This window comes from Roseovarius sp. (assembly GCF_018066915.1).
Taxonomy (GTDB): domain Bacteria; phylum Pseudomonadota; class Alphaproteobacteria; order Rhodobacterales; family Rhodobacteraceae; genus Roseovarius.
In genome coordinates, this window is record NZ_JAGPVV010000200.1 from 1 (window position 1) to 17,231 (window position 17,231).

The following is a 17,231-nucleotide window of genomic DNA, read 5'->3' on the forward strand; positions in this document are numbered from 1 at the left end:
GGTTCAGAATTTGTCTTGGATCGAATTTCTGGCGCAGTCCCGCCTGCAACGCCGCCACCGGGGCAGAGAGCGGATGAAACGCGCCTTGGCTGCGGTCACCACGGATCAACGTGGCATGGCCGCCGCGCGCCGCCACCGCACCGCGTATCTTGGCGGCACTCAGCCCCGTTCCCTCAGCCGCCAAAAGCCAGATCAGCCCTCCACCCCAGTCATAAAACGCCTGCGCGCCCGGCAGATCGGCCACGACCCCCGGCGCATCGGTGGGCTTGACCGACACCCGCCAGACATCGCCCGCCCGCTCCTGAAACGGGCCAACATCGCGGATATGCGCCCAAGCGGCATCGGTCTTGTCCGTATCCGCCTCAAAAATCCAAGGGCCATATTCGGCCAAGAGCCGTGTCAGCGCCTCGGCGCGGTAGGCGACCGAATTCTCAAACCCTTCCAGCCGGATCATCGTCACCGGCACCCCCGTCGGCCCCGCTTGCAGATGGGCCGCCCCCGACACCTCATAGGGCGAGGCGAGCGCCCGGCAGAGCGCGGTCACGGCGGCCGCATCGCTCAGCCCCTCGATCCGCAGCATCCCCATGCTGCGCGGGCGCGGCAGAACCTTGAGCGCCACTTCGGTCAGAACCCCCAGCGTGCCGTAACTGCCCGCCATCAGCTTGACCAGATCATAGCCGGTGACGTTCTTCATCACCCGTCCGCCATTCTTGACGATCTGCCCACGCCCATCGACAAACCGCACGCCCAGCAGGAAATCGCGGCAGGCCCCGGCCTGAATCCGGCGCGGTCCGCTGATATTGGCGGCGACGACACCGCCAATCGTGGGCGTGCCTTGGGTGCCCAGCAATCCCCGGTGATCCATCGGCTCAAAGGCCAGCCGCTGCCCCTCTGCCGCGAGCGCTGTCTCGATGTCCGCAAGCGGGGTGCCCGCTTGCGCCACCAGCGTCAGCGCGCCGGGCTCATAGAGCGTGATCCCACGCATCGCGGCGGTGCTCAGCCGCGCGCCATTCGAGGGCGCGCCAATGGGGCGCGTGCCACCCCCCTCGATGCGCAAGGGGCCTTCGGCACCCCGGATGATCTCGGCAAGCTCTGCCTCGGTGTTGGGTGTCATGCTGCTTCTTCTTGGTCAAAATACTCATGTGTCCGGGGGCAAGGCCCCCGGTCGGATCGCTCAGGCCGCGCGCCGCGCGTCTGAGGACGCCAGCGGAAAGACCTTGGCCGGGTTGAGCAGCCATTTGGGATCAAACACATCCTTGATCGCCATCTGCGCCTCTAGATCTTCGGGCGCATATTGATGCGTCATCAGATCACGCTTTTCGATCCCCACCCCATGCTCGCCGGTCAGGCATCCGCCGACCTCGACACAAAGCTTGAGGATTTCGGAACCCAGATCTTCGCACAGTTCGAGATCGCCGGGCTTGTTGGCATCAAACAGGATCAGCGGATGCATATTGCCGTCGCCCGCGTGAAACACATTGGCGACATCCAGGCCAAACTGCTTGGACAGCTCGCCAATCCGCTTGAGAACATGCGGCAGTTGACTGACCGGGATGGTGCCATCCAGACACATGTAATCGTTGATCTGCCCCATCGCGCCAAAGGCCGATTTGCGCCCCAGCCAGATCGCGGCGCTTTCCTCGGGCGAGCGGCTCTGACGGAATTCCACCGGATCATGCCGCCGCGCAATCTCTTCGATCAGGCCCAATTGCTCGTCGATCTCGGCATCCGAACCCTCGACCTCGACAATCAGCAGCGCCTCGCACATCGGATAGCCTGCCTTGGCGAAATCCTCGGTCGCCTCGATGCATGGGCGGTCCATGAACTCGATCGCCACCGGCAGCACGCCCGCCTTGATGATGTCGCTCACGCAAGCCCCCGCCACCTCGTTCGAATCGAACCCGATCAGCACGGGACGCGCGCCCTCAGGCTTGCGCAGGATACGCAGCGTGGCCTCGGTCACGACGCCCAATTGCCCCTCGGACCCACAGACGACGCCCAATAGGTCAAGCCCTTCGGCCTCGAGATGCGCGCCGCCCAGTTCCAGCACGGTGCCATCCATCAGCACCATGGTCACACCCATCAGGTTGTTGGTGGTGACGCCGTATTTGAGACAATGCGCCCCGCCCGAATTCATCGCGATATTGCCGGCAATGGCACAGGCAAGCTGACTGGAGGGATCGGGCGCGTAGAAAAACCCATGTTCTTCAACCGCGCCGGTCACGCTCAGATTGGTGCGCCCGGTCTGCACCCGAATGAACCGGTTGTCGTAATCGGTCTCCAACACTGCATTCAGCCGCGCCACCCCAAGGATCACGCAATCCGCTGTGGGCAAGGCCCCGCCTGCCAGCGACGTGCCCGAACCGCGCGGCACCACCGGCACGCCCATCTCGTGACAAATGCGCAGCGCTTCGGCGACCTCTTTGGTTGATCCCGGCAGGATCGCCACCAGGGGCGCGCATTTATAGGCAGTCAGCGCGTCACATTCATAGGCGCGCGTTTCGGCCGGATCGGAAATCACCGCATCAGCGGGCAGAACTTCGCGCAGACGCTCCACCAATTCAGCCTTGCGCGCCAGAATCTCTGGCCGGGGGACGGGCATTTCCATAATAACTCCTCCTGATTGGTAATAAAATATAACCAATTTTTGCATCTGGCAAGTCAAACCTCACAAGGATAGCTTGCGCGCATGATTTGGATGGATCAACTGGCACATTTCAGCATGCTTGATGCCCTCGCCTTGGGCGGATTGGTGCTGGCTTGGCTGGGGCTTGGCCTCTTGATCGAGAATCCCCCCCGCGCGCGGCCCTCTGTCACCCTTCTGATGGCGCAGTATCGCCGCGAATGGATGGTGCAGATGGTCGCCCGCGACGCGCGTATCTTTGACGCGCAGCTCTTGGGCAGCCTGCGGCAGGGCACCGCCTTTTTCGCCTCGGCCACGCTTATCGCCATCGGTGGCGCGCTCGCCATGCTGGGCGATCTGGAGCGGGTGATGGGCATCGCCGACGATCTGACCCCCGATACCGTGCCGGTCATCGTCTGGGAGGTGAAAATCCTCTTGATCCTCGTCTTTCTCACCAATGCGTTTCTCAAGTTTGTCTGGTCCAATCGCCTCTTTGGCTATTGCGCCGTGATCATGGCCGCCGTGCCCAATGACCCGAGCGATGCCGCCGCCCTGCCGCGCGCCCGCAAGGCGGCAGAAATCAACATCACCGCCGCGCGCGGCTTTAACCGGGGTCTGCGGGCAATCTATTTCGCGCTCACGGCGGCGGCATGGCTTTTGGGACCAGAGGCGCTGATCGGGGCCACGGGCATCACCGCCTTGATGCTTTTGCGCCGCGAATTCGCCTCGCAATCGCGCGCGGTGCTGCTGCAACCGGATCGCCCCAAGCAGAACACACAGACGTGAGTGCTTTTTGCACAAGACTGGTTTAAACTCGGCACATGAGATTTTTGTGCCTTGTCCTCGCCCTTGTCGCCAGCCCCGCCGCAGCGGATCAGCCCGAAATCCTCGGCGTGCAATTCGACAAGGCCGCAGGCGCGTGGACTGTCGCCGTCACCATCCTGCATCCCGATACCGGCTGGGATCACTATGTCGACGGATGGGAGGTTCTGGATGCCAAGGGCAATCGGCTGGGCTATCGCCTGCTGCATCACCCGCATGTCGAGGAACAGCCCTTTACGCGGTCGCTCAACGCCCTGATCCTGCCAGACGGCACGCAAGAGGTGTTCGTGCGCGCGCATTGTTCGGTGGACGGCTGGAGCACTGTCCCCTTTCGGGTCGACGTGAGGCCCTGAACGGATATCCTATCTCCGCCCCTCGCGCAGCCACCCCCCAAGGATCAACCCCGACACCAAGAGCAGCACAAGCCAGGGCGGCAGGATCGCCATCTGGCGCAGGCTTTGGGTCTCGTAGGCCCCGCGCGGTGTGATCCCGATCCAGCCGCGCCCGGCGGCGGGGCGTCCTTCGCGCACTGCACGGATTGCAGGCACGCCGTTCTCCAACGCCCAGACACCCCCGTTGGTCGCGTCAATCGACGGTTGCAGCACCTCGGCACTGGCAATCGTGCGCTCGAATTCAACCGGTGCCGCCGGTCCCAGACCGATAACCGCGCTCTGATCCCCATTCTCCAGGCGATAGAGACCAATTTCCGGCCCATCAAACAGCGTCTCGAACCGGCCCGGTGACACCTCTTCAAGCGGCCGCTCTATCACCTCGCCCGATGGCGTGGTGATCGTCACTGTGCCAACATCCTCGGTCAGAGAGCGGCGGATCACACGCATCTGCTGTCCTGTGGCTTCGGCCCAGAGCGCCTCTTCCTCCAACTCGGGTTCCTTCATCATCCAATGCGCCAGACGCCGCAAGAGTTCGAGCTGCGGCCCGCCGCCCTCGAATCCGCGCCCCCAGAGCCAAGCATGATCCGAGGCCAAGAGCGCCACGCGCCCCTCGCCCACCCGGTCAAGCAGCAGCAAAGGCCGGTCATCGGCCCCGGACATCACAACATCGCCCGCCGTTTGCGTGACCTCGACCTGCCTGAGCCAGCGGCCCCAATCCCCCTCAAACTCCCGGTCAAGCCCTGCCGTCACCGGATGCCGCTCGCCCAGATCCGTGACCTTGGGCAGATAGCCTTCCTCGACCACACGCGCGGTGGGACGCGCCGGGATAATCGCTTCGAACGGACCGCGATAAATGCTCTCTGGCCCGGCGAAATCCGGCCCCGCCGCAAACAGAACTGCCCCGCCATTCTCGACATATTGGCGGATATTCTCGAGATAGACATTGGGCAGGATACCCCGCCGCCGATACCGGTCAAAGATGATCAGATCGAAATCATCCACCTTTTCCAGAAACAGCTCGCGCGTGGGAAAGGCGATCAGCGACAATTCCCGCACCGGCACACCGTCCTGTTTTTCCGGCGGGCGCAGAATGGTGAAATGCACAAGATCAACCGCACTGTCGGATTTCAGCAGATTGCGCCATGTCCGCGTGCCGGGATGCGGCTGACCAGAGACCAAAAGCACGCTCAGCCGGTCCCGCACACCGTTGATCTGCACCAGCGCCGTGTTGTTGCGATCCGTCAACTCGCCCGGCGCAGCAGGGGTGGTGAATTGCAGCACGTTGCGCCCGCCATGCGGCAAGACCAGAGGCAGGGTGATTTCCTCACCCAAAGGCACCTCAAAGCGACGCGACTCGGCACCATCCACGGAAATATCAAGCGGCACGGTGGTCACGCCTGCAGGGGCGGCGCCCTCATCCGTGACGGTCAGGGTCATTTGCACCTCTTCGCCCAGAATGGCAAAGGCAGGCGCATTGTCGATCCGCAAACGCCGGTCCCAATCGCCCTCGCGCCCCGTGTGCAAGAGATGCAGCGGCGCGGGAATGTCCGGTGCCCGCTCGACATCGTGAATACGCCCATCCGAGAGCAGGATGACCCCGGCAATGCGGCCCAGCGGTTCCTCGGCCATCGCCTGTGCCAGCGCGGTCATCGCCTGGGTGCCGCCATTCTCGGGCGCATCCGGCACCCGCACGCGGCGCACCTCGGTATTGGGGCGCGCCTCCAGACGCGCGGTCAGAATATCAGCCGCCTCCGCCGTGCGCGTGGCGCGATCCGCCAATCCCTGACTGGCGCTTTCATCCTCGACGATCAGAACGATATCGCTGAGGGCGGTGCGTTCCTCTTGCTGATAGGCCGGACCCATCAGCGCCCCAAGGATCACCAGCCCGGCAAGTGCCCGGAGCGGCCAGCCCGCCAGCCCCCGCCAGAGCGCCAGCGCCAAACCCGCCAGCACCAGCGCCCCAAGTGCTGCAATCAGCCAGACCGGCAAAAGAGGATCAAACACCACGCTTCCGGTCATTGGCCCAACCTGTCGAGAAGTGCGGGCACATGCACCTGATCGGATTTGTAATTGCCGGTCAGCACATGCATCACCAGATTGACCCCAAAGCGATAGGCCAGTTCCCTTTGCCGCTCTCCGGCATAGCCGCGCCCCACAGGAAACATCGGATCGCCCCGCTCGTTTACTGCCCAGGCCGCCGCCCAGTCATTGCCACCGATCACCACCGGCGTCACCCCGTCGTTGAGATTGCGAAACGGCATGCCCTCGATCTGTTCGGCATCGGGCGGGGCCGCCTCGACCCAGACCGCCCGGCCCGAATGACGCCCCGGAAAATCGGTCAAGAGATAAAAGGTCCGCGTAAGCACATGATCCTCGGGCAGGGGTTCGAGCGGCGGAATATCCAGCGGCGCCGCGATCCGTTGCAACCGCGCGCCATTTGGCGTCGCCGCACCGAACCCGGCAACATCGGCATCGCGCGTGTCAAAGAGAATGAGACCGCCGTTGCGCAAATAGTCGTTGAGCTTGACATAGGCCTCTGCCGAGGGCGTCGGCTGATCGGCACTGATCGGCCAGTAGAGGATCGGGAAAAACGTCAGATCGTCGCGCTCGAGATCGACGGCAATCGGCTCTGCCGGCTCGACCGAAGTGCGGAAATTGAGCACTTGACCCAAGCCGCGCAGCCCGGCGCGCGCCGTATCATCGAGCCGCGCATCCCCGGTCACGACATGGGCCAGCGCCAATTCTTCGGTCGCCAAGAGCGCGCGCGCATCGTCCTGCGCCCGCGCCTCGGGGGCCAGTCCAAGGCTGAGCGCAAGGGCCAGCATCGCCACCGCCCGCGCAGGCCAGAGCCGCCCCGAGAGCGCCAGAGAGGCGAGAATATCGGCGGTCAGCAGCATCAGGGCGGCGGCCAGCAACCAGCCGCCCAGCGGCGTCTCGGGCGCACGCTCCAGCCCCTCGACCGCCACCCGTGCAGGCCACACCACCGGGCTGAGCGTCGTGTCGGCCGCGATCACGTTGCGCGCCAAGCTGCGCTCCGGCCCCTCATAAAGACCGGGCCAGAGATCGGGGCCAAGCGGCGCTGACAAGAGCCGCTCGCCCGCCACACCGGGGCGCGTGTCCGCCTCATCAAGCCTGCCGAACCCATCCAGCACTGCCAGCGGTTGCCACGTGGTTCCCGCCAGTTCGCCCGCATCGGGCGGTGCCATGGCGGACGACACAGCCAGACGTTCCAGCATCTGCACGAACAGCCCCGAGAGCGGCAGGCTCGACCATTCGGCATTGGCGGTGACATGAAAGAGCACCACCTGCCCCGCCCCGATCCGCTTGCGCGTGACCAGCGGCGTGCCATCGCTCAACTGTGCAATCACCCGGTCGGCCAGCGTCGGATCAGGCTGCGCCATCACCTGCGCGCTGACGGTCACATCGCCCGGAATGGCCAGCCCCTGAAACGGGCTGCCCTCAATGAATGGGGCCAGCGTCTTGGGCTCGCCCCAGCTCATCGCACCGCCCACCGTGCGCCCGCCCGCGCGCAGGCGCACCGGCATCAGCGGGTCTTCCTCGCTGCGCGAGACATCGCTCGCCGCCACGCGCGGCCCGGCAAAGCGCAAGAGCATCCCGCCCTTGTCGGCCCAGTCCAGCAACGCCGCCTGTTCCGCGCCCGAGAGCGTCGCCACATCGGCCAGCACGATCACATCGGGATTGGCCGGCAGCACATCCATCAGCCCCCCTTCCAAGAGGTCCGCGGTGGGGCTCAACGCCTGTTCGAGATAATGCAGCGGGGATAGCAGTTCGAGACCTTCACGATCGTCGCGCCCCGCGATCAGCGCCACTTCACGCCGTTTCAGCCCATCATCGGTGAGGCTGACGGCCCCCGCCTGCGCCTCGCCCGCAATCTCGAACCGCGTGACACGGGCGCGCAACTCAGGTGGCAGCGACAGTGCACCGCGCGCCTCAACAACACCCTCGTCAAAGGTCATCGGCAGGGTGGCCAGCACCCGCGACACCCCGGCAGGATCAAGCCCGTGGGCGTTGACCGCAATCTCGCGCACCGGCCCCGGCACAGCGCGCAACGCGCGCAATTGGATTTGCCCGTCTTCCAGCGTCGGCGGGGTCAGCGCCAGCACCGGACGCGGGCTTTCATGCACGGTGACAGGCCCGCGCGCCTCGAGCGCTTCAAGAAGCGGTGCGCGCCCCTCTCCGGCCAGTCCGTCCGAAAACCAGCGCGTCTCGAATTGGCTCTCGCCCAACAGGTCCACGGCGCGCGCCATCCCCTCTGGCGTCACAGGCCAAGGGGCGGGGATCAGCCCCGGCACCCGTGCGCGCAGGCTGTCCGCCGCCTGAAACACCGGCGCTTGCGGATCGCTGAGTTGCATCAGCGCCGCAGGCCGCCCATCGCGCCCCGCCTCGGCCAGCATCGCGTCGATCACCGCCGTTTGCGCGGCCCAGTCGCGGGCACTGGCCCAACTGCCATCCATGAGGATCAAGAGCGGCCCCGTGGCCCGCGCTGCCCCCTCGTCGCGGGGATTGAGCACCGGCCCAGCAAGACCCACGATCACCGCCGCCACCGCCAGCATCCGGAGCAGCAAGAGCCACCAAGGGGTGCGGTCGCTGACGTGATCTTCGTCCCGCAGGCCCAAGAGCAGCGCCACGGCGGGAAAGCGCCGCCGGATCGGCGCGGGCGGCACGGCGCGCAAGATGATCCAGAGGATCGGCAAGGCGACCAGCCCCCAAAGAAGCCATGGCACGGCAAATCCGATAGGGCCCAAGATCATGCGCCCGGCCCCCCGGCCATTGCCCCATGCAGCCACAAGAGCGCCGATTGCGCACTCTCGCCGGTATGATGACAGCCATAGCGCCAGCCGGTTGCATGACAGAGCGCGCCGAGCGCGTCCTTGCGTTCGGCCAGACGCTCCAGATAGCGCGCGCGCAGATCACCGGCCTTCAGGGTCTCATGCGCAAGGGTGCCGCCCACGCTCTCGAAAATGGTGCGACCTGTGTAGGGAAAGGCCTCTTCGGCGGGGTCGAGCACCTGATAGAGCAACCCACGCACGCCCCGATCCGCCGCTGCCGTCAGCGCGTCGCGCAGAGGCACCAGATCGCCCATGAAATCCGAAATCAACAGCGCGCGGCCATGCGGGATCAGGCCCGACATGTCGGGGCTGGCGTAATCCTCGGCACTCTCGCGCATCAGCGCTTCGGCCAGTCGCGCCACCTGCACCTCGCCGCGCCGGGGCGGCAGGGAACCGCCCGTGAGCCCCACCCGCTCGCCGCCGCGCACGAGCAAAATCGCCACCGCAAGCGCCAAAAGCCGCGCGCGATCCGCCTTGTCGGGCAGGCTCTTGTCGCTGGCAAATCGCATGGAGGCGGCGGGATCGACCCAGAGCATCACGCTCTGCGCGATCTGCCATTCCCGCTGCCGCACGAATTGCACGTCCGAGCGCCCAGAGCGGCGCCAGTCGATCATCCGGCGGCTGTCACCGGGTTGCACCGGGCGATATTGCCAGAAATCATCTCCCGCCCCCGCCCGCCGCCGCCCATGCTCGCCCAAGAGCACCGTGCGCGCGAGCAGTTCCGCCTGCGCCAAGAGAGGCGGCAGGCGGCTCGCTTCGGCCTCGGCGCGCGGGCGCAGGGGATTGAGGGCGAGATCGGCCATCTCAGGCGGCGGCCTGCACGCGGGTCACATCCTCGACCGTGCGGGCAATCAACGCGGCCAGGCTCTCGCCCCGCGCGCGCGCCGCGAAATTGAGCGCCATCCGGTGCCCCAGAACCGGCTGCGCCATGGCCGCCACGTCGCTGGCATCTGGCGCAAGCCGCCCTTGCAACATCGCCCGCGCCCGCACCGTGAGCATTAGCGCCTGCGCCGCCCGCGGCCCCGGCCCCCAAGCCACACTCGAACGCACCGTATCGGCGGCGCTTGCATCCTCGGGGCGACAGGCGCGCACGAGGTCCAGAATCGTCTCCATCACCTTTTCGCCCACCGGCATCCGCCGCAGCATCCGTTGCGCGGCAATCAACTCGGACGGGGTAAAGACGCCATGCGCCACCTCTTCCGTGGCCCCCGTGGTCGCCAAGAGGATGGCCCGCTCGGTGTCGCGGTCCGGATAGGGCACCTCGATCTGCACCAAGAAGCGGTCCAACTGCGCCTCGGGCAGCGGATAGGTGCCCTCTTGCTCAATCGGGTTCTGTGTCGCCAGCACATGGAACGGCGTGCCCAGCGGGCGGCTGACACCGGCCACCGTCACCGTGCGTTCCTGCATCGCCTGCAACAGCGCGGATTGGGTCCGCGGGCTGGCGCGGTTGATCTCGTCGGCCATCAAAAGCTGACAGAACACCGGCCCCTCGATGAACTTGAACGCGCGTTTGCCATCTTCGGCGGTTTCCAGCACTTCGCTGCCCAGAATGTCGGCGGGCATCAGGTCTGGCGTGAATTGCACCCGGTTGGTGTGCAGCCCCATGACCGTGCCCAAGGTCTCGACCAGCCGCGTCTTGCCCAGACCGGGCAGACCGATCAGAAGGCCGTGACCCCCACACAAAAGCGCCGACAAGGACAGGTCGACAACCCGCTCCTGCCCGATGAACCGCCGGGTGATCGAAGCCCGCGCTTGGGCCAATTTCCCCTCGAGCGCCTCGAGACCGGCCAAGAGATCAGTGTCATCGGTCATGGCAAAACTCCCGTCAGACCTATATCGTTACATAGGAGTGTATAGCTTGGGACAGAAATGGCAAAAGCAATGAGCAAAGATTCCGTCACAAGCCCGTCAGCCGAGGGAATCGCTGCCTCTGCGCGTGCGGTGCGGGCCAAGGGCAAGGGGCTGCCGCCCGTGCATTTGTGGAATCCGCCGTTTTGCGGCGATCTGGACATGCGGATCGCGCGCGATGGCACGTGGTTCTATCTTGGCACCCCCATCGGGCGGCCCGAACTGGTGCGGCTTTTCTCCACCATCCTGCGCCGCGATGGCGACGCTTATTTTTTGGTCACACCGGTTGAGAAGGTGGGGATCACCGTCGATGACGCGCCTTTCGTGGCCGTGGATTTCGAATCCGAAGGCACCGGCGCGGCGCAAACCCTGCGGTTTGAAACGAACGTAGGCGATCACGTGACCGCCGGCCCCGATCACCCCATCCGCGTCACCCGCGATCCCGAAACCGGAGAGCCGTCACCCTATGTGCTGGTGCGCGCCAATCTCGAGGCACTGATCGACCGCAAGAGCTTTTATCGCCTTGTCGACATCGGCGACCGGCACGAGGGCTGGTTCGGCCTCTGGTCCGGTGGTCAGTTCTTTCCGGTCATCCCAGAGGCGGACTTGCCCTAATCCCGGCTGCGCAGCGGTGAACGCTGAATGACAAACACCGTCAAGAGCGGCAGGCCGACAGTGATCACCGTGACGGTAATCAAGAGCAGGCCCAAGGCACTGTAATCCGCAGGTGTGGTAATCTGGCCGGTCGCAGCATCCCGCACCTCGCGCGTGACGATGAAGATCTCGTTGAGATATTTGGTCAGCAGCGAACTCGCCGAGAGCGCCAGATTGGTAAACGACGCCATCACGGCAAAGAACGTGGCCTTGAGATTGTCCGGCGCATTGCGCGCGATCCAGGCCAGCATCGGGATCATGGCAACCTGGCCCAGCGGCGATTCAATGGCCGTATCCAGAATGGCGATGAACCGGGCATCGACAATGCCGCCGGTCAGCGCCGCCGTGATCTCCTGCACCCCATAATAGAGCCCGATGTTGGGCAGCGACAGAACTCCCCCGATCAGCGTGAGCAGCACCACGATATAGACAATGCTGCGATCCGCCATCAGCGGGCGCAGGATCACCATCCCCGCCAGCGTCAGAACCGAGGTGATGAGCGAGAGCACCGACAGAAACTGTTGATCGAACGCCAAGAGGTCGATGGAAAACCACGTATAGCCATCACCCGGGCGGGGCGTGGCGCGAAACATGAAGATGATCACCGCCGTGCCCACCAGCGTGCGCGCCTGCGCCACCGGCAACACCGCCACAAGCTGCCGCATGAGCAAGAGCACGATCACCATGGACCCGGCAAAGATGATCTCTTGGCCGAAAGGAATGTCGCTCAGACCAATGCTCAGCGACAGCGCCACAAACCCGGCACCACCGATGAAATACCACGGGTTCGCCCGCGTCTTTTCTCCCGGCCGCTCAAAGAGCGTGTCCGCCTCCGCCTCGCTCAGCCCGGTGTGGCGCAGCCGCTTGTGCAGGCGGTGTTTCTGCCACGCCGCCAAGAGCACACCCGACACCGACACCAACGGAATCGACAGCGCCGCAAGGTAAATGAGCGCATAGGTCGCGCGCTTGGCCTCCGGGCCCAGCGCCTCGATCCCCTCGAACATGTAGATATTGAGCGCCGCCACCGCGAGCGTGCCGGAAATCAGCGCAAAACGCCCCAGCGTCTGCATGGTGGTATGCAGCGCCCGCGCCGTGTCCAGATCAATCGCCTGCCCGTCCGCGTCAAATCGCGGCACCGCCTCGACCGACATGGCATCGGCCACCGCGTCCTGAATGACCAGCCCGCAAGGGGCCAGAATGTAAGAGGTGACATACCACGCGCCCATCGGCATGATCGCCACCATCGCCTCGGTCCGGGTGAGCAGCAGATACATGATCAGCACCGACAGCCCGATCAGCCCGGCCCCGACATAGACCAACAACCATTTCCACCGCCAGATGATGTCCACCAGATGCCCCAACGGCATCTTGAGCGCCCAAGGCAGCCCCGCCCAAAAGGCAAGCCCCGCCAGATAGGCCGCCGAAAGATCGAGATATTCCTTCACGAAAAACGTGCCGACAATCATCGTCAGCCCGGAAAACCCGGCGGCGAAATAGATCATCAGAGGCGGCAGAAAGGTCCAGCGCATCTGCCGCCCAAGATCAAGGACAACGGCATCGACCCATGCCATGAGGCGTGCTGTCAGGGTCATGCGCGCCCGCTCCCCGTGGCGGGACCGGGCCAATAGGCAACCGTTGCACCTAGCGCCGCAACCGTGATGTCGAGCATCTCAAGCGGCAGGATCACCAGCATCTTGGGGGCTGTCACCGCCAGATGCACCGGCCCAACTGCTGCGTTCGACGTGCCGATGCGCCCATCCGGCGCAAGGTTGAGGCCACCGATCGGCCATTGCAGCCCCTGCGACACTCCCTCGACCGCGCCCATTGGAAAGAGCGAAACGCGGGTGCCCTCTGGCAGCGGCAGGTTGAGCGAAGGCGGGCAGAGAAACATCAGGTCTCGCGCGCCCAAGAGAATACAGCGTTGCCAGGGATGGCGCGCCAGCGCGGTGCAGGCCGCCAGTTGATGATCCATCCGGTCGCCACAAAACCCCAGCCCAAGAATGAGCGGGGCGGAAATCGCCCTCAGGCATTTTTCGAAATCCGTGGTCTCCTGATCCGGGTCCGGAAACTGCGCCGCCTCGGGGATTGCGGCGCGGGCCGATTGCGAAATACTGTCGAAATCGCCGATCACCGCCTTTGGCATGACCCCATGCTCCAGCGCGCTATCGGCGCCACTGTCCGCGGCGATCACGACCCCGGCGTGTCTCAGGCCAAGGTTAACCTGCCCCTCGGGGAAAGATGCCCCGCCAATCAGGATCACAGGTTCTATTTCGCGAACAATCATCAACTTTACCTGTTATCGTTGCGTTAACGTACCTGATGTCACATTCTGAACACGAAATGATACGGTAAAAATCCAAGAATCGGACCGCTTTCGTCTATGGCGTCATGGTAAACCCTGTCTTTGCAGGCAAGCAAAGCGAGCACATATTATGGTTGGTTCAAATAAGATACTGACGGTCTCCTACGGCACATTTTCGTGCACGTTAGAGGGATTTGACGATTCCTTTGATACGATGAAGGCGATTGCGGAGTATTTTCGCGATCTGGCGGCGGATGACCGGTATTTCGGAGCAGAGCCACCCACCCCCGATGCCGAAATGCTGGCGCGAATCGCCGAGCGGGAAATCGCCCGGCGCGTTGAGGCACATGAAGAACGCGGCAAGATCGTGTTGCGCGCCGCAAGCGATCAGCCGGTCCTGCGCGCGCCCCTGGTGGCCCCGGCCCCAGCGCCTCAGGCCGCACCAGAGCCGGAAGCGCCCGAAGTCGCCCCCGAGATGACCCAAACCGCCCCCGCGCCACAGCCCGTGGCCGCCGCCGAACCAGAGGCCGCACCCGAGGCGGTGGACACCGACGAAGCCGCCCAAGAGCTTGCCAGCCTGCCCGAAGAGCCCGTTGCAGAGCCTGTCGCAGAGATGCCCGAGCCCGTCGCAAGCGAGGCCCCCGAACAGCCCGAGGGGCTGGAGCAAGAGCTGCGCATCGCGCCCGCCGCAGCGGCTCCCGATAGCGAAAGCATCGCCGCCAAGCTCAGCCGCATCCGCTCGGTCGTGGCGCAAGAGGCCGAAACCTCTGACGCCGAATATACCGAAGACGAGCACGCGCAGGATTTCCTCGACACTGTTGCCGAGGATCTGAGCGCCGTTCTGGCCGAGGATGACCGCGCCGAATCCATCGCACGCGAGGCAGAAGAAGAAGAGCAGGTCGATTTTGACGCGATCCTTTTCGCCGCCTCTGCCCCGGAGCCTGTCCAAGAGGCCCGGATGGACGAGGATCTGGCAGAGGACGACGCCGACACGGCAGAGGCGGACGAATTCGAGGATACGCTGGCCGCGCTGATGGCCGACGCCGCCCCGACCGAACCCAAAGCCGTCCCAACCCCCGAGGCCAAACCCGAGACCCCGCCGCTCGCCCGCGTGATCAAGGTCAAGCGCGCCGAGTTCGAGGCCGCCGTGGCCGAAGGTATCTTTGAAGAAGACGAGGACGACGACGATTTCGACGGTGCCGACGAAAACCTCTTTGGTGCCGAGAGCGCGGTGCTCAGCCCCGAGGAAGAGGCCGAGTTGCAGCGTGAACTGGCCGAGGTCGAGGCCGAATTGGCACTGGAAGACTCAGCCCTCCCCGACGCCGAGCCGGAGGATGTTCTGGCCAATGATGCCTTGCTGGACGACGACAGCGACGACGACGACGACACCGTTGCCGAAACCGAACCGACCCCGCCGCTTGTCACCCGCCACCCCGAACCCGTGGCAGAGCCTGCGCAGGAACCCGGCACGCGGCGGTTTGAAGAGGCCGCCGGCTCCAGCGACCTGACCCGTATTTTCGACAAGACCGACACGCAGCTTGAGGCTCCCGCGTCCAGCCAGCGCCGCAATGCCATCCAGCATCTGCGCGCCGCCGTGGCGGCCACCCGCGCGGAACATAGCGCAGGCTCCACGCTGCGCGAGAATGTGGATGATGCGCCCTACCGCAGCGATCTGGCCAGTGTCGTGCGCCCGCGCCGCCCGCAGATCGGCGCACCGGCCGAGCGCTCTGCCCGCCCCGAAGAAAGCCGCCCCGCGCCGCTCAAACTGGTGGCGGAACAGCGGATCGATACACCGCGCGCGCCCATCCGCCCGCGCCGCATCTCTGCCGCCGATCTCGAGGTCGAGGTGGGCACGCAGACCTCCGAGGGCAGTTTCAGCGCCTTTGCTGAGGAAGTGGGCGCAAGCAGCCTGCCCGACCTGCTCGAGGCGGCGGCGGCCTATCTCTCCGATGTCGAGGGACGCCCGCAGTTCTCGCGCCCGATGCTGATGGGCAAGCTCAAGGAAGTCGAGCAGGATCGCTTCTCGCGCGAGGATGGTTTGCGTTCCTTTGGGCAGTTGCTGCGGCAGGGCAAGCTGCAAAAGCTGGCCGGTGGGCGCTTTGCCGTGACCGAAGAAACCGAGTTTCGCGCGACAGGCCGCCGCCACGCGGGCTGAACGCAACGTCCTTGTGTGGTGAACGGTGACGCCCCCGTGCCTCTGGTGCGGGGGTTTTCGTTTGCGTGAGGCGATTTGCCCCTTTCCCGCACCTCGGGGAAAGGCCAGACTTTCCGGGGCTGGGAAATCGGGGACAGGCGCATGCGCGCAATCATGCTGGGCGGGGTATTTCTGGCGCTGACGGCGGGGGCGGTCTGGGCGCATGCGGGCGAACAGGGGTTTGTTCTCTTGCTGCCCACCGATATCTACATTGCCGCCGGGGGTATCACCGTGGCGCTGACCGTGGCGCTTTTGGCCGTTCTGCCGGGGGAATTTGCCGAGCGGCTGTTCCAGCCTATCGCGCTATTCCGCCTGCAACCTACTGTTTTATATCGCTATTGTCTCAACCTCGCGGTGACAGCCCTGCTTGGGTGGCTGGTCTGGCGCGGGTTGGTGGGGCCGGGCGATCCGGGCGTCAACCCGCTGCCTCTGGCGATCTGGGTGGTGTTCTGGATTGCGCTGGTCACGCTTCAGGGGCTGGTGGGCGATCTCTGGCGCTGGATCAATCCTTGGGTCGGAGTGGGGGCCCTGTTGCACCGCCTCACGGGCCTGCGCGCGCCGCTGCGCTATCCGCGCGCCCTGGGATATTGGCCTAGTGTATTGGGATTCCTCGCTTTTTCCGGGTTTCTCATGGCCGATCCCGCCCCCACCGATCCGGGGCGGCTGGCGGTGGTGGTGGGGTTCTATTGGTATGCGATGCTGACCGGAATGGTGCTCTTCGGCCCGATCTGGCTGGTGCGGGCCGAGGCGATCACGGTGCTGATGCGCGCCTATCGTCGGGTTTCTTTCATTGGCTTTTCAAAGGGTTATACATCCATCGGGCTGTCCGGCTGGCAGATACTGACGGGGCCGAAGGTCAGTCTTGGACTTGCGGTCTTTTGCCTTATCCTGCTCGGATCGGGCAGTTTTGACGGGGTGAACGAGACCTTTCTTTGGCTCGGTCTGCTCGGGATCAACCCGCTGGAATTCCCGGGGCGCTCGGCAGTCATTATCCCCAACATCTTGGGGCTCTTGGCGGCCAATGCGGCACTTATAGCGGTCTTCGCCATGGCGCTCTGGCTGGGCGAGCGGCTGGCGGGCGGGCAACCGCGCCCCTTGCGGGGGCTTTTCTGTCTCTATGCGCCCACCATCCTGCCAATCGCGCTGGCCTATCATATCGCGCATTACCTGACCGCGTTTCTGGTCGATGGACAGTATGTCTTGGCCGCCCTCGCGCGGGCGCTTGACCTTACAGACCTTACAATTTCCGCCGGATTCCTTAACACGCCCGGCCCGGTCAAGCTGATCTGGATGACACAGGCCGGGGCGGTGGTGGCGGGGCATGTGATTGCCATTCTGCTCGCGCATGCGCTGGCGATGCGCGCGGGCGATGGGCGGGGGCGCGCGGTGCTGGGTCAGGTCCCGCTCGCCCTCTTCATGGTTGCTTATACGGTCTTTGGCCTCTGGCTCCTCGCCACACCGCGCGGGGCGTGACATGTAACCGCTGGACAACCCCAAGGGGGTTGCGCAAGGTGTGCAGGTGCGGCATTTGCCCTCTGACTGCGAC

At 64.9% G+C, this 17,231-nt stretch carries 13 protein-coding genes; 5 read left to right on the forward strand and 8 right to left on the reverse strand.

The genetic code is table 11. The features are described from left to right. Both glcE and KBT70_RS10870 read right to left on the reverse strand, forming a co-directional pair. Positions 1–1,114: glycolate oxidase subunit GlcE (gene glcE / locus KBT70_RS10865; protein ID WP_296632778.1), on the reverse strand; the 1,114-nt coding region annotated here is incomplete at its 3' end. 60 nt (positions 1,115–1,174) lie between these two features. Continuing rightward, positions 1,175–2,608, reverse strand: coding sequence for an FAD-linked oxidase C-terminal domain-containing protein (locus KBT70_RS10870; protein WP_296632783.1), 1,434 nt, complete (start codon positions 2,606–2,608; stop codon positions 1,175–1,177). An 81-nt stretch (positions 2,609–2,689) separates the two neighbouring features. Here KBT70_RS10870 and KBT70_RS10875 point away from each other — a divergent pair, with 81 nt between their 5' ends. Next, the gene (locus KBT70_RS10875) at positions 2,690–3,409 is read left to right on the forward strand and encodes a DUF599 domain-containing protein (RefSeq protein ID WP_296632786.1); all 720 of its coding nucleotides are present in this window, start codon (positions 2,690–2,692) and stop codon (positions 3,407–3,409) included. 35 nt (positions 3,410–3,444) lie between these two features. Continuing rightward, a complete protein-coding gene (locus tag KBT70_RS10880; RefSeq protein WP_296632790.1) occupies positions 3,445–3,798 on the forward strand; it encodes a hypothetical protein in 354 nt (117 codons plus the stop codon). A 9-nt stretch (positions 3,799–3,807) separates the two neighbouring features. Here KBT70_RS10880 and KBT70_RS10885 read toward each other — a convergent pair whose 3' ends face one another. The 4 genes from KBT70_RS10885 to KBT70_RS10900 are packed head-to-tail and all read right to left on the reverse strand — an operon-like array spanning position 3,808 to position 10,499. Beyond that, entirely contained in the window at positions 3,808–5,856 is a 2,049-nt protein-coding gene (locus tag KBT70_RS10885) for a hypothetical protein (protein WP_296632794.1), read from the reverse strand. Further along, the gene (locus KBT70_RS10890) at positions 5,853–8,609 is read right to left on the reverse strand and encodes a DUF4159 domain-containing protein (RefSeq protein ID WP_296632797.1); all 2,757 of its coding nucleotides are present in this window, start codon (positions 8,607–8,609) and stop codon (positions 5,853–5,855) included. Before KBT70_RS10890 ends, KBT70_RS10885 begins: the two co-directional genes overlap by 4 nt. Next, positions 8,606–9,490: a DUF58 domain-containing protein gene (locus KBT70_RS10895; protein ID WP_296632799.1), complete on the reverse strand. Its 885-nt coding sequence runs from the start codon at positions 9,488–9,490 to the stop codon at positions 8,606–8,608. Before KBT70_RS10895 ends, KBT70_RS10890 begins: the two co-directional genes overlap by 4 nt. A 1-nt stretch (position 9,491) precedes the next feature. Beyond that, positions 9,492–10,499 (reverse strand): MoxR family ATPase, encoded by a 1,008-nt coding sequence (locus tag KBT70_RS10900; RefSeq protein ID WP_296632802.1) that lies wholly within the window; start codon positions 10,497–10,499, stop codon positions 9,492–9,494. A 69-nt stretch (positions 10,500–10,568) separates the two neighbouring features. On the opposite strand from KBT70_RS10900, the gene KBT70_RS10905 reads away from it, so the two are divergent. Beyond that, on the forward strand, positions 10,569–11,150 hold the full coding sequence (locus KBT70_RS10905) for a DUF1285 domain-containing protein (protein ID WP_296632805.1): 582 nt from the start codon (positions 10,569–10,571) through the stop codon (positions 11,148–11,150). Here the strand turns inward: KBT70_RS10905 and KBT70_RS10910 are convergent. Then, entirely contained in the window at positions 11,147–12,781 is a 1,635-nt protein-coding gene (locus KBT70_RS10910) for a hypothetical protein (protein ID WP_296632808.1), read from the reverse strand. The two genes, KBT70_RS10905 and KBT70_RS10910, sit on opposite strands and share 4 nt — an antisense overlap. After that, on the reverse strand, positions 12,778–13,473 hold the full coding sequence (locus KBT70_RS10915) for a thiamine diphosphokinase (protein ID WP_296632810.1): 696 nt from the start codon (positions 13,471–13,473) through the stop codon (positions 12,778–12,780). The genes KBT70_RS10910 and KBT70_RS10915 overlap by 4 nt, the downstream gene beginning before the upstream one ends. Positions 13,474–13,621: 148 nt before the next feature. On the opposite strand from KBT70_RS10915, the gene KBT70_RS10920 reads away from it, so the two are divergent. Together KBT70_RS10920 and KBT70_RS10925 are read left to right on the forward strand one after the other, a co-directional pair. Further along, the gene (locus KBT70_RS10920; RefSeq protein WP_296632813.1) at positions 13,622–15,646 is read left to right on the forward strand and encodes a hypothetical protein; all 2,025 of its coding nucleotides are present in this window, start codon (positions 13,622–13,624) and stop codon (positions 15,644–15,646) included. Between the two features lie 141 nt (positions 15,647–15,787). After that, the gene (locus tag KBT70_RS10925) at positions 15,788–17,158 is read left to right on the forward strand and encodes a hypothetical protein (RefSeq protein WP_296632815.1); all 1,371 of its coding nucleotides are present in this window, start codon (positions 15,788–15,790) and stop codon (positions 17,156–17,158) included. Positions 17,159–17,231 lie beyond the last annotated feature (73 nt).